The organism is Streptococcus oralis SK304 (assembly GCF_000287715.1).
Taxonomy (GTDB): Bacteria; Bacillota; Bacilli; order Lactobacillales; family Streptococcaceae; genus Streptococcus; species Streptococcus oralis_Y.
Genome location: NZ_ALJN01000016.1, coordinates 257,914 through 280,116, shown reverse-complemented (window position 1 = coordinate 280,116; position 22,203 = coordinate 257,914). Strand labels below are relative to the sequence as shown.

The 22,203-nt window shown below is 39.1% G+C and carries 23 protein-coding genes; 8 read left to right on the top strand and 15 right to left on the bottom strand.

Annotated features, from left to right (window positions below; genetic code table 11):
- Positions 1-245 precede the first annotated feature (245 nt).
- Both gor and HMPREF1125_RS08265 read left to right on the top strand, forming a co-directional pair.
- Complete coding sequence (gene gor / locus HMPREF1125_RS08270) at positions 246-1,592, top strand: glutathione-disulfide reductase (RefSeq protein WP_001209558.1); 1,347 nt, start codon at positions 246-248, stop codon at positions 1,590-1,592.
- 143 nt (positions 1,593-1,735) lie between these two features.
- Entirely contained in the window at positions 1,736-2,272 is a 537-nt protein-coding gene (locus HMPREF1125_RS08265; RefSeq protein ID WP_000709025.1) for a biotin transporter BioY, read from the top strand.
- 85 nt (positions 2,273-2,357) lie between these two features.
- Here HMPREF1125_RS08265 and HMPREF1125_RS08260 read toward each other — a convergent pair whose 3' ends face one another.
- Complete coding sequence (locus HMPREF1125_RS08260; RefSeq protein WP_000359389.1) at positions 2,358-7,742, bottom strand: Cna B-type domain-containing protein; 5,385 nt, start codon at positions 7,740-7,742, stop codon at positions 2,358-2,360.
- Positions 7,743-8,646: 904 nt separating this feature from the next.
- Here HMPREF1125_RS08260 and HMPREF1125_RS08255 point away from each other — a divergent pair.
- Entirely contained in the window at positions 8,647-9,222 is a 576-nt protein-coding gene (locus HMPREF1125_RS08255) for a TetR/AcrR family transcriptional regulator (protein ID WP_000159199.1), read from the top strand.
- Between the two features lie 16 nt (positions 9,223-9,238).
- Here the strand turns inward: HMPREF1125_RS08255 and HMPREF1125_RS08250 are convergent, their stop codons facing one another.
- A complete protein-coding gene (locus tag HMPREF1125_RS08250; RefSeq protein WP_000807302.1) occupies positions 9,239-9,457 on the bottom strand; it encodes a YdbC family protein in 219 nt (72 codons plus the stop codon).
- 102 nt (positions 9,458-9,559) lie between these two features.
- On the opposite strand from HMPREF1125_RS08250, the gene HMPREF1125_RS08245 reads away from it, so the two are divergent.
- A complete protein-coding gene (locus HMPREF1125_RS08245; RefSeq protein ID WP_001270812.1) occupies positions 9,560-9,880 on the top strand; it encodes a hypothetical protein in 321 nt (106 codons plus the stop codon).
- 27 nt (positions 9,881-9,907) lie between these two features.
- On the opposite strand, the gene HMPREF1125_RS08240 is transcribed toward HMPREF1125_RS08245, so the two are convergent.
- The 7 genes from HMPREF1125_RS08240 to rpsP all read right to left on the bottom strand — a co-directional run bounded on the left by HMPREF1125_RS08240 (position 9,908) and on the right by rpsP (position 13,315).
- Entirely contained in the window at positions 9,908-10,246 is a 339-nt protein-coding gene (locus tag HMPREF1125_RS08240) for an ATP cone domain-containing protein (protein WP_001196046.1), read from the bottom strand.
- 11 nt (positions 10,247-10,257) lie between these two features.
- Positions 10,258-10,977: a tRNA (guanosine(37)-N1)-methyltransferase TrmD gene (trmD, locus tag HMPREF1125_RS08235; protein WP_025172349.1), complete on the bottom strand. Its 720-nt coding sequence runs from the start codon at positions 10,975-10,977 to the stop codon at positions 10,258-10,260.
- On the bottom strand, positions 10,967-11,485 hold the full coding sequence (gene rimM, locus HMPREF1125_RS08230; RefSeq protein ID WP_001105879.1) for a ribosome maturation factor RimM: 519 nt from the start codon (positions 11,483-11,485) through the stop codon (positions 10,967-10,969). The genes trmD and rimM overlap by 11 nt, the downstream gene beginning before the upstream one ends.
- Before the next feature lie 30 nt (positions 11,486-11,515).
- Positions 11,516-12,307, bottom strand: coding sequence for an alpha/beta hydrolase (locus HMPREF1125_RS08225; protein WP_000819213.1), 792 nt, complete (start codon positions 12,305-12,307; stop codon positions 11,516-11,518).
- A 102-nt stretch (positions 12,308-12,409) separates the two neighbouring features.
- A complete protein-coding gene (locus HMPREF1125_RS08220) occupies positions 12,410-12,739 on the bottom strand; it encodes a MazG nucleotide pyrophosphohydrolase domain-containing protein (RefSeq protein ID WP_000654127.1) in 330 nt (109 codons plus the stop codon).
- A gap of 44 nt (positions 12,740-12,783) precedes the next feature.
- Positions 12,784-13,023 (bottom strand): RNA-binding protein KphA, encoded by a 240-nt coding sequence (kphA, locus tag HMPREF1125_RS08215; RefSeq protein ID WP_000379616.1) that lies wholly within the window; start codon positions 13,021-13,023, stop codon positions 12,784-12,786.
- Between the two features lie 19 nt (positions 13,024-13,042).
- Positions 13,043-13,315: a 30S ribosomal protein S16 gene (rpsP, locus tag HMPREF1125_RS08210; protein WP_000268760.1), complete on the bottom strand. Its 273-nt coding sequence runs from the start codon at positions 13,313-13,315 to the stop codon at positions 13,043-13,045.
- Between the two features lie 1,062 nt (positions 13,316-14,377).
- On the opposite strand from rpsP, the gene HMPREF1125_RS08205 reads away from it, so the two are divergent.
- The 4 genes from HMPREF1125_RS08205 to HMPREF1125_RS08190 all read left to right on the top strand — a co-directional run bounded on the left by HMPREF1125_RS08205 (position 14,378) and on the right by HMPREF1125_RS08190 (position 16,600).
- Positions 14,378-14,974, top strand: a complete 597-nt coding sequence (locus HMPREF1125_RS08205; protein WP_000749565.1) for a hypothetical protein — start codon at positions 14,378-14,380, stop codon at positions 14,972-14,974.
- A gap of 2 nt (positions 14,975-14,976) precedes the next feature.
- Complete coding sequence (locus tag HMPREF1125_RS08200) at positions 14,977-15,201, top strand: helix-turn-helix transcriptional regulator (RefSeq protein ID WP_001123662.1); 225 nt, start codon at positions 14,977-14,979, stop codon at positions 15,199-15,201.
- A gap of 325 nt (positions 15,202-15,526) precedes the next feature.
- Positions 15,527-15,688: a hypothetical protein gene (locus HMPREF1125_RS12765; protein WP_002883133.1), complete on the top strand. Its 162-nt coding sequence runs from the start codon at positions 15,527-15,529 to the stop codon at positions 15,686-15,688.
- A gap of 108 nt (positions 15,689-15,796) precedes the next feature.
- Positions 15,797-16,600: a peptidylprolyl isomerase gene (locus HMPREF1125_RS08190; RefSeq protein ID WP_000731900.1), complete on the top strand. Its 804-nt coding sequence runs from the start codon at positions 15,797-15,799 to the stop codon at positions 16,598-16,600.
- Positions 16,601-16,656: 56 nt separating this feature from the next.
- Here the strand turns inward: HMPREF1125_RS08190 and abc-f are convergent, their stop codons facing one another.
- From abc-f to holA, 6 genes are all read right to left on the bottom strand, one after another.
- Entirely contained in the window at positions 16,657-18,198 is a 1,542-nt protein-coding gene (gene abc-f / locus HMPREF1125_RS08185; protein WP_000025417.1) for a ribosomal protection-like ABC-F family protein, read from the bottom strand.
- Positions 18,195-18,677, bottom strand: a complete 483-nt coding sequence (locus HMPREF1125_RS08180) for a VanZ family protein (protein ID WP_000163105.1) — start codon at positions 18,675-18,677, stop codon at positions 18,195-18,197. The genes abc-f and HMPREF1125_RS08180 overlap by 4 nt, the downstream gene beginning before the upstream one ends.
- Before the next feature lies 1 nt (position 18,678).
- Positions 18,679-19,764, bottom strand: coding sequence for a 23S rRNA (adenine(2503)-C(2))-methyltransferase RlmN (rlmN, locus tag HMPREF1125_RS08175; protein ID WP_000804768.1), 1,086 nt, complete (start codon positions 19,762-19,764; stop codon positions 18,679-18,681).
- Positions 19,765-19,785: 21 nt separating this feature from the next.
- The gene (locus HMPREF1125_RS08170; RefSeq protein WP_001224377.1) at positions 19,786-20,316 is read right to left on the bottom strand and encodes a YutD family protein; all 531 of its coding nucleotides are present in this window, start codon (positions 20,314-20,316) and stop codon (positions 19,786-19,788) included.
- Between the two features lie 154 nt (positions 20,317-20,470).
- Positions 20,471-21,076: a superoxide dismutase SodA gene (sodA, locus tag HMPREF1125_RS08165; protein WP_000974729.1), complete on the bottom strand. Its 606-nt coding sequence runs from the start codon at positions 21,074-21,076 to the stop codon at positions 20,471-20,473.
- Between the two features lie 72 nt (positions 21,077-21,148).
- Positions 21,149-22,183, bottom strand: a complete 1,035-nt coding sequence (gene holA / locus HMPREF1125_RS08160) for a DNA polymerase III subunit delta (protein ID WP_000879621.1) — start codon at positions 22,181-22,183, stop codon at positions 21,149-21,151.
- Between the last annotated feature and the right edge of the window lie 20 nt (positions 22,184-22,203).

Sequence of the window (22,203 nt, the reverse complement as noted above, 5' to 3'; positions counted from 1 at the left end):
TCCATTAAAGTCCATTATATCAAATTTATCCACTGTGAACAATGATTGTATAGCGAGAAAAGAGAAATATTCAGGAAATGGGCCTTATTTTCATTTAATTTATGCAGAATTGTACTAGTAACATCATACACCTTATTTCTATATTTAGCAAGTGATTTCTGCGATTTATTTAGAGCGTAGCAGATTTTTGCATTCAAATAGTAAAAACGATAGAATATGACTATCAAAGCTATAAGGAGTTTTCTATGAGAGAATATGATATCATCGCCATCGGTGGAGGGAGCGGTGGCATTGCCACCATGAACCGAGCTGGCGAACACGGTGCTAAAGCAGCTGTTATCGAAGAGAAAAAATTAGGCGGAACTTGTGTCAATGTCGGCTGTGTTCCTAAAAAAATTATGTGGTATGGAGCCCAAATCGCCGAAAGCTTCCACCACTACGGTCCTGACTATGGTTTTACAAGTTCAGATGTTCAATTTGATTTCGCAAAACTTCGTCAAAACCGTGAAGCCTACATCGATCGCGCTCGCTCATCTTATGATGGAAGTTTCAAGCGTAACGGCGTTGATTTGATTGAAGGCCGTGCTCATTTCGTTGATTCCCACACAGTCAGCGTTAGTGGTGAATTGATTCGTGCCAAGCATATCGTGATTGCGACTGGAGCTCGTCCAAGCATCCCAACTATTCCTGGAGCTGAACTCGGTGGCAGCTCAGACGATGTCTTTGCTTGGGAGCAACTTCCTGAATCCGTTGCGATTCTTGGAGCTGGCTATATCGCGGTTGAACTAGCAGGTGTTCTCCACGCGCTAGGAGTAAAAACGGATTTGTTTGTCCGTCGCGATCGTCCCTTGCGCACTTTTGACAGCTACATCGTTGAAGGACTTGTCAATGAAATGGAAAAAACTGGTCTGCCTTTACACACACATAAGGTACCCGTCAAGCTCGAAGAAACGGAGCAAGGTATTACGATTCATTTTGAAGACGGTTCTAGTCACACTGCCAGCCAAGTTATCTGGGCTACCGGGCGACGTCCAAATGTAGACGGTCTGGAGTTAGAAAAGGCTGGCGTCACACTCAACCAACGTGGATTTATCCAAGTGGATGAGTATCAAAATACAGTTGTAGATGGCATATATGCTCTTGGAGATGTTACTGGTGAGAAAGAACTGACCCCAGTAGCCATCAAGGCAGGACGCACACTGTCTGAACGCCTCTTTAATGGAAGAACAAGTGCTAAGATGGACTACACAACTATCCCTACTGTTGTCTTCTCTCACCCAGCAATCGGAACAGTCGGTTTAACTGAAGATCAAGCTATCAAAGAATACGGCCAAGATAACATCAAAGTCTACAAGTCAAGCTTTGCTTCTATGTACTCAGCCGTTACAAACCATCGTCAAGAATCACGCTTCAAACTCATCACAGCTGGTGATGATGAAAAAGTTGTTGGCCTTCACGGACTAGGATACGGAGTGGATGAGATGATTCAAGGATTTGCAGTCGCTATCAAGATGGGAGCGACCAAGGCAGACTTTGATGCTACAGTAGCTATCCACCCAACTGCCTCAGAAGAATTTGTGACCATGCGCTAATTATCGCAAGAGACCTCTTGAGGTCTCTTTTTACATGTAAAATCGGCTGTTACAAAATTGTTACCTCGTTATAAAAAATAGGTTGACTTTTTCTTCTGAATTAGTATAATAGTTACTATAATTTTGAAAAGAGGTTAACAGTTTTGAAAAAAGCTCATATCTATGCTCTCCCTGCTATCGGTGCTGCTCTCATCGCCGTATTGGCACAAATCAGTCTCCCTATCGGTCCTGTCCCCTTCACTCTGCAAAACTTTGCAATCGGTCTGATTGCTACTGTTTTTAGACCCAGAGAAGCCGTTCTATCTGTAGCTCTCTACCTCCTGCTGGGAGCTATTGGTCTACCTGTCTTTGCAGGGGGAGGTGCGGGATTCCACGTTTTAGTCGGTCCAAGTTCAGGCTATCTTTGGTTCGACCTTGTCTATGCAGGACTTACATCTTATCTCATCCATCAAAATAGTGGCCATATTCGCATTTTCCTAGCCAACCTCTTGGGTGACTCCCTCGTCTTTGTCGGAGGTATTCTCAGCCTCCACTTCCTTGCTGGAATGCCATTCGACAAGGCACTCGCTGTTGGTGTCCTTCCCTTTATCCTCCCCGACCTTGGTAAGATCATTGCCATTAGTTTTATTGGTCGTCCCTTACTCGAACGATTGAAAAGCCTTCCTTATTTCTCAAGATAAAAAATAGTCCAGAACACTTGTTCTGGACTATTTCCTTTCCAATTACTTCCTAAGAACTAACTGAAAATCATCTCTCATCTAGAGATTATTTATTTTTACGGCTTACAAAGTACAATCCACCAGTCACTGCCATCAAAGCAAGTCCTGCAACTACTGCTACATTAGATGCTTTTTCACCAGTGTTAGGAAGTTGAGGTTTTTGTCCTGGTTTTCCTGGTTCATTTGGTTCACCTGGTGTTGGTTTTTCTGGAATGTATGTATTTGTGATATTGAAGTCTTCTACTTTAGATGTGTAACCTTTAACCGGAACTTCTACTACAGAGTACTTGATTTCTTGACCGTCTTTGTAACGATCAAGGTCTGTAAACTCATAAATCCAACCACTTGCTTCTGAAGCTATTGCAGTTTTACCAGTATCTTTACCATCCGCAAGAAGTTTCACAGTGATAGAAGATGGACGAGCGTCTTTATGGTTTTCATCACCTTTCCAGATCTTCTTACCTTTTACAGATGCTTTCTCTGGTGTATGGGTGTTGGTCACATTCATACCAGTTTCAGTAGCTGTGTAACCTGTAGGAACACCAACTTCTTTGACTTTGTACTCGATTGGCTTACCATTTTGGTAACGGTCCAGATTAGTAAATTCATACTTCCAACCTGTTTCCGCTGTGGCTGTAGCTTCTTGGCCAGTTTCTTTACCATTCGCAATTAGCTTCACTGTGATAGATGCTGGACGGATACGATCTTGGTCGTTATTGTCAATCCAAGTCTTTTGTCCACTTACAGCAATTTTTTCTGGTGTATATTCATTGGTAATGGTGTACTTACCTTCTTTTTCTGTTGTGATTGTTGAAGTATATCCTTTCACAACCACTTCTTTGACTTTGTACTCGATTAGTTTACCATTTTCATACTTAGGAAGTGCTTTTGATTCGAACTTCCAACCAGTCGCTTCTGAAACTTCAATTTCTTGAACGACTTCTTTATCGTTTTTAAGAATTTGAACTTTCACAGATGTTGTACGTTTGCCGTCTTGGTTGTTGTTATCTTTCCACACCTTAGTTCCTGAAAGGATAACTGTATCTGGATTGTGGGTGTTAGTTACCACTTGTCCAGTTACAGAGGATTCGTAGCCAGCTGGTACATCCACTTCCTTGATGGAGTAAGTAATTTCTTTACCAGCTTCGAATTGTGGAAGTTTTGTAAATGATGCTACCCAAGTGTTAGCGTCCGTCTTATCCTTAGCTGTCAAGGTCAATTTCTTACCTTCAACGGCTACTGCTTTAGATCCACCTACAGATTTGAAAAGTTGAACCGTTACGGACTTAGGACGTTTTCCGTCTTGGTCGTTCGCGTCGTTCCATACTTTTGTTACCTTGTAGTCTATTTCTTTTGGTGCATATTTGTTTGTGATGGTAAAGTCTGTAATAGTCGATTCGTATTCTACTACGGCTTCTTCTGTTACAGTGTATTTGATTTCTTTACCATCTTTATATTTTGCAAGTTTTGTAAATTCAACAGACCAAGTGCCGTCTGGTGCAGCTTGAATCTCTTTTGAATCAACTTTCTGACCGTCTGCTAAGAGATTGATTGTAATCTTAGTTGGACGTTTGCCGTCTTGGTTATTCGCATCATCCCAGTTCTTGGTTGCTTTTACATTAACTGTTTCCGGGGTGTAGTTATTGGTGATTGTGAAGCCTGATACAGGGGCACCAGTAACTTCAGAATTGTAGCCAGTAACAGTTACTTCGACTACTGAGTAAACAATCGCTTTACCAGCTTTGTTCACATCAAGATCTGTGAAGTTTCCTGACCAGTTGTTGTCTTTATTGAGTTCAAGGGTCTTACCTGTGTCTTGACCATCGGCAAGAAGTTTAACTGTGACTGATCCTGGACGTTTGCCGTCTTGGTTCTCGGCATCATTCCAAACTTTCTTCACTGGAACTTGAGTCTTACCTGGTGTGTAGCTATTAGTAATGGTGTAGCCAGTTGTGGCATCTCCTGTCACCTTAGACTCATATTCTGCGACTGAAACTTCTTCGATTGTATAGGCGATTGGAGTACCACCTTTATCTGCGTCCAGATCGGTGAAAATAGCTTGCCAGTTGTTCGCAGCATTCAATTCACGTGTTTGACCAGTTTCAACACCATCTGCTAGAAGTTTAACAGTAATAGACTCTGGACGTTTACCATCTTGGTTGTCACTATCATTCCAAACTTTCTTCACTGGAACCTGTGTTTTAGCTGGTGTGTAAACATTGGTGAAGGTTGTGCTATTAGCTGTACCATCACTGCTGTATTCAACCGTTGCATGCAATTTACCTTGACCATCATCGGTTACAGTTACTTTAGCTGTGATGGTCTTAGCATCGTAGGTGATACCATTCTCCGTTGTGCCAGCTTTTACTTCCTTAATAGTGTAAGTGTAAGTACCTGCTTCATCAAATGTCAACTCTGAGAACTTAACTTTTCCGTCAGCACCATTCTTCGCTTTTTCAACGTTACCAACTTGGTCTGTCAATGTAAATTCGAACATGTCAGCTTCGAGATTGCGATTGCTTAGTTTCTTATCTACTTCAAGAACAGCTTTGGTATTTTCAGCCTTATAGGTGTTTTCGAAAGTACTGTCGTTATTGTCATAGGTAACAGTTGCTTCAAGCGCTCCCTTACCGTTGTCAACAACTTTAATCGTTACTTCGATAGTCTTGTTAGAATAAGTGATTCCTTTATCAGTTGTCCCAGCATTCTTTTCAACGATGGTGTAATGATAAGTGTCAGCTTTATTGAATTCTAAATCTTCAAACTTAATGTTTCCAGCTGCATCATTTGTTGTTGTTTGAATTGGAGCTGTACCATTTTTCTCAAACAAGGCAAACTCGAATTCACCACCTTGAAGCTGAATTGGCTTATCAGTGTTCTTATTGATGAATGATTTGGTTGCCGAAACAGGAGCTTTCACATTAGCAGGCTTATAAGTATTGACGAATGTTTGAATTCCGGCATCTGTAATGGTGTTGATGGCACCAGAGATTGGTGGTACAAGATTAGAACCAGGTGCTGAAGTTGAAAATTCAGCTGCTGGAAGTGCTACTTGAGAAATTTCTAATTTCTCAACCCAGGCAACCAGTTGGCCTCTTCCATTATCATAGACGTGTACAATTACAGGAACTGTTCTATTATCATAGGTGATACCATTTTCAGTTTCACCTGCTTTTGCTTCCACAATGGTGTACTGATAATGTCCTTCTTTTGTAAATTTAATAGGCTTGAAGACTACGCGACCAGTTCCATCAGCATTAGTACCTTTATTCTTGATTCTTTGAACTTCTTTTCCATCATTATCTTTCAAGATAAATTCAAATTCTTCGTCTTGAAGCTCTGTTGGACGGCCTTCCAATTTTTTCTTAGCTTCAATTACAGCCTCAGCTGGTTCAGTGCTATACGTATTTGTAACAGTCAAATCAGCTGTTTGTGCTGGAGTATAGCCGTCTATCGTATCTACGATGAGATTGCCATCTTCATCGACTTCCATCACACTATAAGTGTACTTCACACCGTGCTCATCTGTCGCAGGAAGGTCTGTCCATTCTACAGTTCCATCTGTTTTGGGAACTTCTTTTTGACTAACACCAACTACTTCTTCAACCGCTCCACCTTCTGGCGTACGATAGAGTTTGAAGTAGACAGTTGGACGAACTGTTTCCTGACCGCCACTCCAGACTTTCTTAGCAGTCACGTTTGTCTTTGGAACTTCGTAAGTGTTGGTGACTTTGTTGTTTCCGTTATAGGATACAACATAGCTGTTGTCGCCTACTTTGACTTTCTCTCCTTCTTTCAGAGGAAGACGCGTCTGATCTTCAAGTTCTCGAACAGAATAAACTAGCTTGCTTCCATCAACATCACGTTCAGGAAGTTGATTTTTCCATTTATAAGTGTAAACACCATTAGACTCTGTCACTTCAGGGGTGTAGTTCCCAGTAACAGGTTTTGCATCTGCAACAGTTTGTCCTTCTTTGTGCACATACAAACCGAGTTTGACTTTTTTGTAGTCAGTTGCTTTTCCGTTTACCCAAGTCTTGGTTGCTTCAAAGTCAACTGTCACACGTTTGTTAGAGATATTGAGGGGAACACCCTTTCCATCTTTCATCTCCACTTCGAACTCTTGACTATTTACCTGATAGCCTGATTTAGGAGTTTTTTCTTTAACGATATACTTACCATTATTGAGAGCCTTTGAGACAGCTATCCCATCCGCATCTGTTGTAACGGTATCAACCAAATTATTAGTGGTTTTCTCACGGATTTCAAAGACAACGCCTGCCAACTTAACAGTTGCATCCGCTTCATCGTATTTTGTGATTTTGATCTTACCAGCAATATCAGCTGTGACTGACGCACCTACAGATTTAACCGTCTTTAAATTAAACGTTGCTTCTGTTCTGGTTCCAATACTACCTCCGTAGTTTTCCCAAATAAGTTGTGGTTGATTATCAATCAAGTACTGCGCTGAGTTACTTATCATTGAAGTATCTGCTGGTGAGGATGTATCATACGTTAAGAAAAAGCTCTTTGTTCCCATATTGGTCGGCATGAGCAACTCAAATCCTCGTTTCCCGTTGACAAAGGTCAACAAAGCTTTTTTATCTGAGTTAGCCTTGTATACCTCCGGATCGGTTGTGATTTCGTATTCATCACCTAAATGTTTAAGAGCAGATGAATTCGTATTCGTCGTTTCGAATTCCGCTTCATGCATATAGAAAGTACCTTCCACATAGTTAGCAAAGGCTCCCTTTGAAACATCATCTGTAATCTTCACCACATGTCCAGTCATATCTTTCTTAGCACGATTAATCTTCATCTGAAAATGTGCTATCGCCTTATTGTTATCGTTATAACCGTACTTTGTAATGGTTTCTCCTATCACGTCGGACTTTTGATATTTATTCACTTTATACGTGATGGTCTGTTTGTCACCATTTGGTAAAACATAGGTAACCGTTTTCCCCTCTTTTTTGAGCGTTTCAGTTGCTTCTGCAACAAAGTCCCCACGAATATTTTGCTTGTCCTCCACCTTTTCGTTGAAAGTAAATACCAGCTGATGGTTAGCATTATCCACCTGGACAGTCCCCATTTTGGTATTTGATGTCGAATCAATCAAATCCAGACTACCATCCGTCAAACTCAAGTTATCTGGAGCTTTTACGATAAAGTAATCACCATTCTTGATTTCATTAACTGCCACATTGGGAAATGAGAATTTACCCGAATATTTCAATTTCATCGAAGTATCATTTGAACCATGAATTCCTTCAGTCTTGCTTCCTGTAGATGCTATAGTAATCTCCAACTTCTCGACATGGGCCTTATCGGTAACATCAGTTGCAGCATGTGCTTCACCTGTCGGGAAGAACATCAGCAATAGCAAAAGAGGGAATACTAGAAAACCTAGTACTTTCTTTAGTTTATCCATAAAAAATCCTTTCTATTTGATTAAATTTAATTGAGAAGTATGTCACATCTGTTCAGTAGGCAACACCCCTTTCAATTGCTAGATTTACCATAAGACTCTTCCTATGGTAGCTGCGACGGTTACTTGCTATGGCTAGTAATACTGCTCAAAGTAATGATTTAATTTAATCTTTAATAGGATTTCTTACTCACTTATGAATGAAAACTCGCAAAATATCATTCATCTTATTATACCATAACCTCAAGTATTATATTAATTTTTCATGAATATTCCTTAAAGAAAAAATTTACAGTTTGTCAAGTATTTTACATAGAATACATGGCACCATTATATTGATGTTTTAGCTATCTGTATTTTAAAATTTTAGAATATCATAAATTTTAAAATATAGTATAAATCATAATCTGTCCTAAACAGAATATAAAATAATCTTAAGTATTTCTATATTACATGGATTGGGAAACTAAAAATATACCAATAATTTCCTATATTTCTGTCAAAAATACACTAATTATAAATTATGAAATCAATTTTAAATAATTACTTTAAAGTAGTTTCTTCACCGTATGAACTAGAAATCACTTACATATTAAATAATGTTTGGATTAATATATTTTCAGATTAGAAAGTGTCAATTTGCTTCACTTATAATTTGTTAAAATTGTGTTCTTTCCTACCTCTATAAATAGTTAATTTTCTTTTGATACATCAAACAAAATAGACATTTCTTTATAATTCTCTATGAAAACGGTTAATTTTATGTTATAATTTTCTTAGTAAAAATAAAGAATATCACAATATTTTATCAGCGCAATTCTTTCCAGACCGTTTCTTTTAAGTTGTCAATTTTATCTAATATTTATATTGATACCTATTCACGATTTATTTCATAGAAAGGACACTTATGACTAAAGATACTCAAGATTCTATCGTTTCTGCTTTGATAACACTCGCTAAACAAAATCCTAAGCGTAGCTCGTTCACAATGACTGAAATTGCGAGACAAGCTGGTATTTCAAGACAAGCTATTTACCAAAAACATTTTCATAACTATGAAGATATTATCAAGTACATTCATGAACAGGCCGATCAACAGATTTTCCAGATATTTAATAATTATTGTCTGATAAGGGATGGAAATCCTATTGAGTGTTTTGCAGATTATGCAATTCCTTTAATTTATGAAAATAGGAATATTATTCGAACTCTTTTTATAACTCAAGTAGACCCTGGTTGGAAGGAATTTCTGAGAGTTGCTTATTCAAAATGGCTTCAAAAAAACATCCATTACAACAAGGAATTCGATTTTAGTGAAAATGATATGACCTATGTCGTCACCAATATGATTATCACTTTTATTGAAGCTTGGATACGAAAAGAGAACCCTACTCCACCAGAAAGGTTTAAAAAAACTTTTCTCCTATTAACAACAATATCTCTTCGAGACTATATGATTTTACAAGAAAAGGATAGTGAGTAAACTCACTATCCTTCTTTCATTTCCCGCCTTTAAAAGCTTCGACCATGACCTGAACTTCTTCGTTTGTAAGAGTAATTCCCTTGCCCATTTTGGTATGGTCTGGACTCCAAGAACGAATGTCAAACTTTGCAGGGGCACCGTTAAAACTGACACGGTTGATTTCCTTGGTCCAACCCTTTTCATTTTCAGATAAGGTTAGCAAATGCTCTTCGATTTTAAATATGAATTCTGCCATTTTTAACTCCTTTTTGTGATATGCTTTCTCTAGTCTATTCGTAAAAATCTTGTGGATTTTGGGATTTTTTTATATAATATGAATATAAGAAGGGAGATGCCTATGAGGTACACATTCAAGCAAGTCTTAGATAAGATACAAGACTTTCTCAGTGGACATAATGAACAAGATTATTCTGAAAACGACTCCCTTATTAGCACAATTGAACAGGCCATCCAGAAAAAAACGGCTGTTCATATCATACTCGCTGAGACAAGTTTTACTGGTGATATTGTTAAACATGATTGCAAACGTCAACAAATTATCGTCAAGAATTTTTCAAAAAACGTGACTCGAATCATTCGTATCAGTGATATTAAACGACTTCGTTTCGTCCCCTCAACCGTACAAAAAGCTCAGAAAAGTCTATTTAAGAAAGAGTGAGATGTTCATTGCATCCCACTCTTTTTCTTAACGGACTTGTTCAAAATGAAGATGAACGGCGATATGGTCGCCATAACCACTTCTCTCCAAATCGCGTTGCAAGCGATAAGAGATATAGTGTTCTGCAATGGTAATGTAACCAGCACCAAGTAAGCGGTGCTCAACCATTGATTGGATCATGCTGATAGTCGCACGTTCCACTTTTGCTTCTTCCAAGTCCAAAACGACTTTTTTAGTAACTTGTGCAAGGTTTTGACGCAAATCATCTGTCAAAACATAAACGGTTTGAGCTGCTTTTAGGACAGCTTGGTAAATTTTATCTGGATCAAATTCAGCAATTTCTCCATTACGTTTGATTACTTGCATAAGGTTCTCCTTTATTCTTTGTTTTCTTTGATTTCAGCCAGCATTTTTTCTTCTTCGGCTGTTAGTTGATAGTTTTCTAGCAAGTCAGGTCTGCGCTCGTAGGTTTTCTTTAGGCTCTCATACAGTCGCCACTGACGAATCTTTTCATGGTGTCCACTCATGAGCACATCTGGAACCACCATGCCTCGATAGTCATATGGGCGTGTGTATTGAGGATATTCAAGAAGACCTGAAGAGAAGCTATCATCCTGGTGACTAGACTCCTTGCCAATCACTTCAGGAATTAGGCGCACAGTCGCATCAATCATGGTCATGGCCGCCAATTCCCCGCCAGTTAAAACATAGTCTCCTAGGGAAATCTCATCGGTTACCAGGGTCTTGATGCGCTCGTCATACCCTTCGTAGTGACCGCAGATAAAGATCAGTTCATCTTCTTGGGCTAAATCTTCAGCATAAGCCTGGTCAAACTGTTTCCCAGCAGGATCAAGAAGAATGACGCGGGGATTTTTCTTTTCAATGGCATCAAAGGCATCGAAAATGGGTTGAGCACGGAGCAACATCCCCTGACCGCCTCCGTAAGGTTCATCGTCAACATGACGAGCCTTTTCAGCGTATTCTCTGAAATTATGATAATGGATATCCAAGAGCCCTTTTTCTCGAGCCTTTCCAACGATCGAGTGTTCCAATGGAGAAAACATCTCTGGAAAGAGGGTTAAAATATCAATCTTCATCATCTAACCCTTCTAAGATGTCCACATCAACCCGCTTGTTTGGAATATCAACATTGAGAACTACTGGCGGAATGTAAGGTAAAAGCAAATCTCGCTTACCTTTTCGTTTGACCACCCAGACGTCATTGGCACCTGGTTGCAGAATCTCCTTGATGGTTCCTATCAAGTTATCTCCCTCGTAAACATCCAAACCGATAATCTCGTGATAATAGAATTCACCATCATCTAAATCGTTCAAATCTTCCTCAGCGACCTTGAGACTATAACCCTTGTACTTTTCAATCGCATTGATATGGTACATGTCTTTGAATTTTATAATGTCAAAGTTCTTATGCTTACGGTGGCTAGCGATGATCACTGTTTGAACAAACTGATCTTTTTCATCGAATAAAGCCAGCTCTGCTCCTTTTTTAAATCGTTCTTCTGCAAAATCCGTCACAGACAAGACACGCATCTCACCCTGCAGACCCTGCGTATTAACGATTTTCCCAACATTAAAGTAGTTCATCTTGTCTCCTGTATTCTCCTTCTTTCCATCTTATTCTGACAATTCTCGAATAATAGTCGCAATTTTTTCTGATTCAGACCATTGTAAATAATGGTGATTCCCTCCTGAAATGAGTTTAGTATTGGAAGTACAATATTCTGACTCTCTGTACTCTTTTTCTCTATAAGCCTGGCAAAAAATAAATACAGGGACATGAGTTTCTATGGACACATTCTCAAAATCTTCCTCAGTAATCTCACAATATATCTGAAATCCTGGAACTTGCCTTTCCAACTCTGGGCCTTTTTCTTGCATTAATTCCCATATTCTTTTATTAGTTTCAGGGCTAAATGTTGCTTGAGTTAAGTTCTTAAAATAAACTTCAGGACCACACTCTTCAATCAGTCTCATCTGCTCTTCCATTTCTGGATAAGGATTTTCTGAAAAATCAGCAAACATGACTTTTTTAGTTGTCGGTTCAATCGCTACTAAAGCTTGACAATTAATAATTGATTTGTTCATCAATTTGCAAGCTAAAATTCCACTCAAACTATGTACACAAAGTATATATTCAGAAATCGCCAATTCTTCAAGTACTTCATAAACCGCGTCTACAAGATTATCCAGCTTTTTTCCAGCTTGGTCATGAATCGGACTCCTGCCTGTGTTTGGAAAATCAATTGTCAAATAACCAATTGTAGGAGGAAGTTTTTCAAGTATAAATGAATAATTTTCATAACTTGGTAGCAAACCTGCGCCATTTAAACAGACAAGCACTTTCTTTTGCTTTTTATAAGTAACAGAGAGACTGCCAATTTTTGTAGTTACTTCAAACCGCTTCATAAAGAAATCCACTCATTCTATAACAATGATTTATTAAAAAACCTTATCCTTTATTTTATCACGTTCCAAGGATTTTCACAAGTTGAAGAACAGTGACTGCAATTAGCTTTGAGCGTCTAAAAACTTTTCTAAATCACGTTCATGTTGGTACTTAATGGCAGCCTTCTTATCTTTGTCAAAGATGGCTTTGGTTAGATCAATATCGTTGATGGCCGCAATTGCGACAGTGTAGTGAATAATATCAGCTAGTTCTTTGGCTAGTTCGTCGTTCGAGTCCTGAACGCCCTCTTTTCGACCAGAGCGCCCATTCAAGACCTCGGCTACTTCTCCGACTTCCTCCACTAGCTTGATAAAGAGGCCTTCCTCAGTTCGAGATTGCTGGTAATGTTCGAGTAAATAATCTTGTAATTGTCTAAACGTTAAATCTTTCATCTTCTGCTCTCCACAAAAAAAGCGAGACATCCGTCCCGCTTTTTTTATTTTTCATTGATAACGATTCTTACTTTTTTGTCTTCAGTTGGGACAGAGTAGACAATCGTTCTTATCGCTGAGATAGTGCGACCCTTACGACCGATAACACGACCGACATCGTTTTGGTCAAGATCCAAGTGATACTCCAAAAACTCTGGTGTGTCTTCAATCTTGATAGTTAAGGCATCTGGTTGTGAAATCAAAGGTTTCACAATTGCAATAATGAGATTTTCAATCGTATCCATCTGTCAACCTACTTTAAACTTATTTTGAGAATTTAGAATCGTGGAATTTCTTCAATACACCTTCTTTTGAAAGGATGTTGCGAACTGTATCTGAAGGTTGAGCTCCATCAGCCAACCATGCAAGAACGCGGTCTTCTTTCAAAGTTACTTGGTTTTCAGCAACAAGTGGATTGTAAGTTCCAACTGTTTCGATGAAACGTCCGTCACGTGGTGAACGTGAATCTGCTACGTTGATACGGTAGAAAGGTTTTTTCTTAGAACCCATACGAGTCAAACGGATTTTAACTGCCATTTTTTAATGTCTCTTTTCTTATTTTTTATTTCGGTGAAATAGCTGAGCTATTTAGCACATGTTCTATTATAGCAGATTTCTGGCAGGTGTCAAGAAAAAAACTTGACAGACTATAAAATTTTTAAACCATTTAGAAATTTGTTATATTTTTAAAGAAAAATCAGAAAGAGAATGTCATAAATACTATTTTAGAAACATTTTATAAAGACCATCAAGTCAAACCCTTCATCTCTCCTGAACGTGATTTGGATGCTTGGCTCCTAAATTCCAAGCCTGTTCCAAAACGCAACATGGAATTACTAGAAGATAATCTCCTAGCAGGCGATATTATCCTACTTTAGCGAATTCACTTTGGAACTTTTACCACCGAAACAGGATTTCAAAAACTCCCATTCGAATATGATTCAAAATTCGCGTAAAATCAATGTTTTTCCACTTTTTCAGAAAACAAATTTTCATCTAATTTAAATAACTTTCAATTAAATGGTGTGAATTTTGCTTAAAATCATCAAAAACACCTCATGGTGTGGACCATGAAGTATTGTAAATGCTGTATTGTAGCTAGTTCTTAACGTTTAGAGAACTGGCTAGCTTTACGAGCTTTCATAAGATCTGGTTTGAAAAGTATAGGTTTTAATTGGACTAAAAACAGCGAAATATCAAGGATTTTAAGAACGATATCTACTAATTAATTTATAAAATATGAATTAATAGATTCTAAATAGGGGAATAATTTAGTTCTGTAAAAATTAACTTCTACACCTACAAAGCTTATTCTGACAGACTTTATAACAGTCTAAGAAAAAAAGTAGAGATTCATACAGTATCTAGATTTTTCAAAAATTCTTAATCTTCAAATATTATTAACGAAACTATCCAAACCAAATCCGATGCATTACTTCAAAGAATTCTTTAGTTGTTTGACTAGCGAAGGCTTTCATTAAAAAATTTTTTCAAATAATTGCACCTTGGCACATAAATTCTTGATTTCTAAATTTAAGTGTGATATATTTATAACATAAAGATTGTTAAATATTTCTAACATAAGGAAAGGAGTCTATCATGAAAAAAAGTCAAAAAACGGGTGGCCTCATTACAATGATTTCCGCAGCTCTCTTTATTGATTTTACTGTTTTATTTGGTTCTAATCTTAGTTGGGGACCCAAGTTAGTTATTGCTGGTATTTCAGTGTTAGGTCAGATTGTAGCTATTTGGGGCTGGCTACATATGAAACCATGGCCTCATAAGAGTCAGAAAGGTAAAGGAAAGACTATTTTTGACTTGTCTGCTAAGCTTTACACGATACTTTTGTTTGCAGCAAGCATTTTTTATACAGTAGGGATTTGGGTTGCGACCCCAAGCGAAAGTTCTGGTATTAAAGAATGGATTTTGGGAATTGGCCTCGTTATTGAAGTGATTGTATTTGGTTTTTTCTGTTTGAAAAATGTCAAGGAAACTCCGGACGAACGCTTTTATGCTAATTTAGCCAAGGCGGCTAGCTTGATGTTTGTTTTTATACTAGGCGCACTGATGATCCTAGCAGTTATCATTGGGTATATGGGGTCTCTCACTCTTTACATGGGCCAGATCTTTATTAGCATAGCTGTCTTGATTTGCATCTTTGCGGTTGTCTATCTTATCTTAGAATGGATAGGATAAGCATGCCCAAAGAAATCAAGATTATTACTAATCTCAAATCTGTTCGTGAGTCCACAGGCATGACCCAGCAGGAGTTAGCCGACCTCATTGGCATGCGACGCGAGACAATTCTGCACTTGGAAAATAACCGTTACAATCCTTCGTTGGAAATGGCTCTTAAAATTGCTCAAGTTTTTAATCTGAAAGTAGAAGACCTCTTTGAACTCAGACAGAAAGAGGAAGCATAATTCTTTTCGAGACCTAGCATTAAGTTCATTGATTAATTAGGAATTGAAGTCGAAAGAAAAAATCCGTTGAAAATGTGCTCTTTTAAAATATAGTAATTCTTTCGAATTAACGTTTACTAATTATGATTCTTTACGAGCTTTCTTAAGAACTAGTTTCCTAAATACTTCAAGTAGACTTATAGCATTGATGCCCCAAAAAATTTAGAAATACCTGTTGAAAAAGGCTATGCTCTTGTCGAAACTGTCTTTGACTCGCTTGATCATCTAAATACCACTATGAAAGAGAATATCCTCAAAAGTAAGGAGAGTTACAGTACTTTCTAAGATGAAGGCTCCAGATTTGGACCAATCCCTTCGTGACAACTTTTCAGGAGAAGAATTAGCAAGTTACTTTTCAATTCGTGGTTACAAATTGACTCCAAAGGGAGAGCAGATACTGGAACAGTACCAGGACATTATCGACCGTCATCCAAAGAAAAATCTCTAAGCAAGCGACTTTCTGGTCGGCTTCCTCTTAAACTACCTTGTCACTAATATTTGAAATCCCCTTACTTTTAAGGTACAATGATAGAAATGAATTTTTGAGAGGAAAACAATGAAAAAACTAGCAACCCTTCTTTTACTATCAACTATAGCCCTTGCTGGATGTACTAGTATCCAACGTGGTCTCCGTGGCGATGACTATGTTGACTCTAGTATCTCAGCTGAAGAAAGTTCTAAAGCAGCTGCTCAGGCTGCCAAAGATTTGAATGACGCTTTAACCAATGAAAATGCCAACTTCCCTCAACTTTCTAAGGAAGTTGCTGAAGATGAAGCCGAAGTGGTTCTCCACACAAGTCAGGGTGATATTCGTATTAAACTCTTCCCTAAACTCGCTCCTCTAGCCGTTGAAAACTTCCTTACTCACGCCAAAGAAGGCTACTATAACGGCATCACCTTCCACCGTGTCATCGATGGCTTTATGGTCCAAACTGGAGATCCTAAGGGAGATGGTACAGGGGGCCAATCTATCTGGCATGATAAGGATAAAACGAAGGACAAAGGAACTGGTTTCAAAAATGAAATCTCTCCTTACCTATACAATATCCGAGGAGCCCTTGCTATGGCTAACACTGGTCAACCAAACACCAACGGTAGCCAGTTCTTCATCAACCAAAACTCAACAGATATTTCAGCTAAACTCCCTACCAGCAAGTATCCAAAGAAAATCATCGAAGCCTATAAAGAAGGTGGAAATCCAAGTCTAGACGGCAAACACCCTGTCTTTGGTCAAGTCATCGATGGCATGGATGTTGTTGACAAGATTGCCAAAGCTGAAAAAGATGAGAAAGACAAACCAACGTCTGCTATCACCATTGATAGTATCGAAGTGGTGAAAGACTACGATTTTAAATCCTAAATAACCTAAAAAATACAGTATCCACATTCGATACTGTATTTCTTTTTTCCTCATTTTTAAGTTAGCTTGTTAAAGTCCCAAATTTGGTCCATCCAACCTTCATAAAAGTCTGGTTCGTGGCAGACCATAAGGATAGATCCCTTGTATTCTTTGAGAGCACGTTTGAGTTCATCCTTGGCATCTACATCCAAATGGTTGGTCGGCTCATCCAGCACTAAAACGTTGTTTTCACGATTCATCAAGAGACAGAAACGAACCTTGGCTTGTTCCCCACCTGATAAGACTTGAATTTGACTTTCGATATGTTTAGTTGTCAAGCCACAACGAGCAAGAGCCGCACGGACTTCTGCTTGGTTAAGTGCAGGAAAGGCATTCCATACAGCCTCAAGAGGAGTTTGGCGATTTCCACCTTCTACTTCCTGTTCAAAGTAACCAAGTTCTAGGTAGTCACCGCGTTCGACTTCTCCAGCGATTGGTGGAATAATACCCAGGAGAGACTTCAAGAGAGTTGTTTTCCCGATACCATTTGCCCCGATAATGGCAACCTTTTGATTCCGTTCAAAGGTAAGATTTAAAGGTTTGGTCAGAGGACGGTCATAACCAATCTGCAAGTCCTTGGCTTGGAAGATAAAACGTCCAGGTGTACGAGCTGGCTTGAAATCAAAGGACGGTTTTGGCTTCTCACTTTGCAGTTCGATAATATCCATCTTGTCGAGTTTCTTTTGACGGGACATGGCCATATTACGCGTTGCGACACGCGCTTTGTTACGAGCGACAAAATCCTTGAGGTCTGCAATCTCTTTCTGTTGACGTTCATAGGCCGCTTCCAACTGAGATTTTTTCATAGCATAGACTTCTTGAAACTGGTAGTAGTCACCAGAATAGCGAGTCAATTGTTGATTTTCCACATGGTAGACGATATTGATTACGTCGTTGAGGAAAGGAATATCATGCGAAATAAGAACAAAGGTATTCTCATAGTTTTGGAGATAACGCTTGAGCCAGTCAATGTGTTCAGCATCCAAGTAGTTGGTTGGCTCGTCAAGCAACAAAATATCTGGTTTTTCAAGGAGAAGTTTAGCCAAAAGAACCTTGGTTCTTTGTCCACCTGACAAGGCTGTTACGTCTGTATCCATACCATAGTCCATGACACCGAGGGCACGCGCTACTTCATCAATCTTGGCATCTAAAGTATAAAAATCACGACTCTCCAAACGATCTTGGAGTTCGCCAACTTCTTCCATCAGCGCATCGATATCTGCTCCTTCTTCTGCCATTTCCATATAAAGCTCATTGATACGAGCTTCTGCTTTAAAAAGCTCATCAAAGGCTGTCCGTAAAACATCACGCACGGTTTGGCCTTCTTTTAGCACAGCGTGCTGGTCCAGATAGCCAGCGGTTACATACTTAGACCACTCCACCTTCCCTTCATCTGGTAGCATTTTACCAGTCACGATACTCATAAAGGTTGATTTTCCTTCACCGTTAGCTCCGACTAAACCGATGTGCTCCCCCTTGAGGAGGCGGAAGGACACGTCTTCAAAAATTGAACGGTCACCAAAACCGTGACTCAGATTTTTAACTTCTAAGATACTCATTCTAATTCCTTGTCTTTTTTATGTAGTAGTTTATAGAGGACCCAAGCCAGGTAACCACCTAAAGTATTGGTCCACAAATCATCAATCTCAAATACCCGATTAAAATCAAAGAAAAAGTCTAAAACTAGTTGTGTGCACTCGATTCCCAAGCTCAGTATAAAACTGAGAAGAAGAACCCTTTTAGTTTTTCTTAAAGAGGGCAAGAGATAGAGGAGTTGGAAAATCAGAGGGAAGAGCAAGAAGATATTTAAAATGTTCTGCAAAAAGATCCAAATGACTTGTCCCAAACTAGTCACTTCACCCAGTTTCCAAAGGGAGTTTAAGGGAGTTAAAAGAAAAACCAGGCGTCCAAAAGTTTGAATACCTGGAGTTTCCACTCCTGTAGGAAGTTGAGGCTGGGGAGTGAAGCAAAAACAGACAATGCATAGGCTATAAACAGCCACTCCCAATCTTAAGATTAATTCTCTTTTTTTAGTCATTTTATGGATTTACCGCTGCGACTGCCTTCTGGCGGTCACGTTTCATTGTATTGGAGCGTAATTGTCCACAAGCTGCATCAATATCAGTACCATGTTCTTGACGAACAACACAGTTGACCCCTTTTTTCTTGAGGGTATCGTAGAAGGCCATCACGCGCTCTTTAGGACTACGGCTATATTGGTCATGTTCACTAACTGGGTTATAGGGAATCAAGTTTACATAAGACAATTTCTTGATATTTTTGAGCAATTCCGCCAGCTCCAAGGCTTGTTCTACTCCGTCGTTGACTTCATTGAGCATGATGTATTCAAAGGTCACACGACGATTTGTTGTTTCGATATAATACTCAATAGCTGCGAAGAGTTTTTCAATCGGAAAGGCACGGTTGATCTTCATGATGCTTGAGCGCAATTCATTATTAGGTGCGTGAAGGGAAACAGCGAGATTGACCTGTACGCCTTCATTAGCAAAGTCACGAATTTTGTGTGCCAAACCTGAAGTTGAAACTGTGATGTGACGAGCACCGATAGCCATTCCCTTGTCATCATTGATGGTACGGACAAAATTCAAAACATTGTTGTAGTTATCAAATGGTTCACCAATTCCCATGACAACGATATGGCTGACACGTTCGTCCTGACCACGCTCATCAAAGTATTTCTGAACCAACATGATCTGCGCTACGATTTCCCCGTTATTAAGGTCACGTTGCTTCTTAATCAGGCCTGACGCACAGAAGGTACAACCAATATTACAACCAACCTGAGTGGTCACACAGACTGACAAACCGTAGTGTTGACGCATCAGCACTGTCTCAATCAACATGCCATCCGGCAACTCAAAAAGATACTTAACGGTACCGTCAGCTGACTCTTGCACAATTCGTTGTTTCAATGGATTGACCACAAACTGCTCATTGAGCTTGGCAATCAAATCCTTGGAAAGGTTGGTCATTTCTTCAAATGACTGGACACGTTTACGGTAGAGCCATTCCCAGATTTGATCTGCACGGAATTTCTTTTCTCCTTGTTCTAATACCCATTCTTGCATGGTTTGACGTGTTAAACTATAAATAGACGGTTTCATCTCTTCTCCTTATTTCTCTATCTATTTCTGACGAATGACAAAATGGCGCTGTCCCTTGTCCTCTTTCTGAGACTTTTGGTCCTTATGACGACGTTTATTTCGCTTATCCGCATTTGGTTTTCTCTTATTTTGCGAAGGTTTCTTGCCTCTTCTAGGAAGGTTTTCCTCATCCTTTTTACGCATTTTCTTGTCAAATGAAGCCCGCTTCGGTGCTTGATTTTCTAGGACAAAATAGGCACAACCATAACTACAGTACTCCAAAAGATAGTCCTGTAAGCGACTGATCTTTTCAATTTTTTCCTCTGTTCGGTCGTCTTTGTAAAAACCACGTAGGCGGAGCTGTTCATTGCTCCAGTCCCCCACGACATAATCAAACTTGGTCAACACTTCTGAGAAGCGCTGATTAAAGACTGTCACATCGAAGGCATCCTTGATATTTTCAACCAAGGTAAAAGCGATTCCTTCAGTCTCAACCTTTTCCCCATTTACTTGAAATTCTGGGCCAGGAAACTTGTTATAGTTGTATAATTCAGGTGCAATTTCTTTACGCATAGTCTTCCTTTTCCACGATTACTTAACACTCTATTTTACCATAATTTCTAGCAATTAGTACATTTCTCATAAAAATGAAAAAAGTCTGACTATTTTGTCAGACTTCTGCCATATAAACCAAAAAAGAGAAGATTGGCTCTTCCCTTCCTATTTTTTATTTAGCTGCTGCGTAAAGCTCATTTACTTTGTTCCAGTTAATGACTGAGAAGAAAGCTTTGATGTAGTCAGGACGTACATTGCGGTATTTCACGTAATAAGCATGTTCCCAAACGTCCAAGCCCAAGATTGGTTTTTGGCCTTCTGAGATTGGGGTGTCTTGGTTTGCTGTTGAAGTTACTTCAAGCTTCCCTTCTTTGTTGACAACCAACCATGCCCATCCAGAACCAAAGCGAGTTGTAGCTGCTGCTGTAAAGGCTGCTTGGAACTCTTCAAATGAACCAAATGTTGCATCGATTGCTGCAGCAAGTTCTGCTGAAGGAGCTGTTTTTTCAGGAGTCATCAATTCCCAGAAAAGAGCGTGGTTCAAGTGTCCCCCACCGTTGTTGATAAGCGCTTGGCGGATATCAGCTGGGATAGAATCTACATCAGCAAGCAAGGCTTCAAGGTCTTCACCGATTTCAGGGTGTTTTTCAAGCGCAGCATTGGCATTGTTGACGTAGGTTTGATGGTGCTTGTCATGGTGCAAGTGCATTGTTTCTGCATCGATGTATGGTTCCAAAGCGTCGTATGCGTATGGAAGGTCTGGTAAGATAATAGCCATCTGTAATACCTCTTTTTCTTTCTATATGAAGATGATAACGCAATCATCCTTTTTTTTCAAGTTATATGCTCATTACGCTTGGCTAGATATCTGTAACAGCGCTCTCTCAAAAAGGTAGCCTTTTTCATAGACACCTGTCTTAATCTGATAGTCTGCTTCAATTAAATAAGAAATTGCTTGTTTGAGAAAGGCCAAGGAAATCCCTCTCGAATCTCTTAATGCGAACTTGATTTGATAAGGATTAGGATTGCGCCCCAAGTAAGTTCCCAGACTGCTTGCGATCTGCGATTCCGTCTGACCAGTATCTGATAAAATTTTCACCTGGGTAAAGGTTCGAAACTGTCCTAACATGACAGCTATGAGCTTGATTTCGTCCTCCCCTTGCAAGGTCAAATCTCTAACCAAGTCACGCGCCTGGTCAATCTTCTTAGCTAAAATAAACTGAGTCAAATCAAAAATATTGTCTTGCAAAGTCTTTGGAATGGCTTCGATAATATCCTTTTCCTCAATCACATCGCCTGACTTATAAGACTGTAAGAAGAGGAGATTTTTCTGGATTTCACTAAATTGAAAACCAGACTTGATAAGTAGATTTTCAAAGGATTGCCCCACAAACTGCAGACCTTGTTTCTGGCTCCACTTTTGGAAATACTGGCGCAATTCTTGTTCCTTGGGTTCAATAGCATCAAAGACAGTCGCATCTCGTTTGAGCAATTTGACCAGCCGTCTTTTACTATCTAACTTTCCTTCTGCAAAAATCAATAATTTTGTTGTTGGCGAAGGGTTATCAAGGTATTCTTCAAACGACTTGAGCTCATCATCTGTTAAAAAACGTTTCTTGGCAGTTGTAATATCGACAAAATGGTCTAATATCACGATTTTCTCATCAGCAAAGAAAGGGAGACTGACCAACTCCAACTCTAAGTCTTTATAGGCTACTTCTTTCATATCAAAGTAAGCAAAATTGAGATCAGCTGGATCATAACCAATCTGCTTCAACACTTGACTCTTCATAACTTCAAACTGACCCTGATCTGTCCCTGTAAATAGGTTCAAGCTAGATAGATTTGATAAAGTCAACTTCTGACTGTCTTCAATGGCTAGCATCTTCTCTCCTTTCTTCTGAT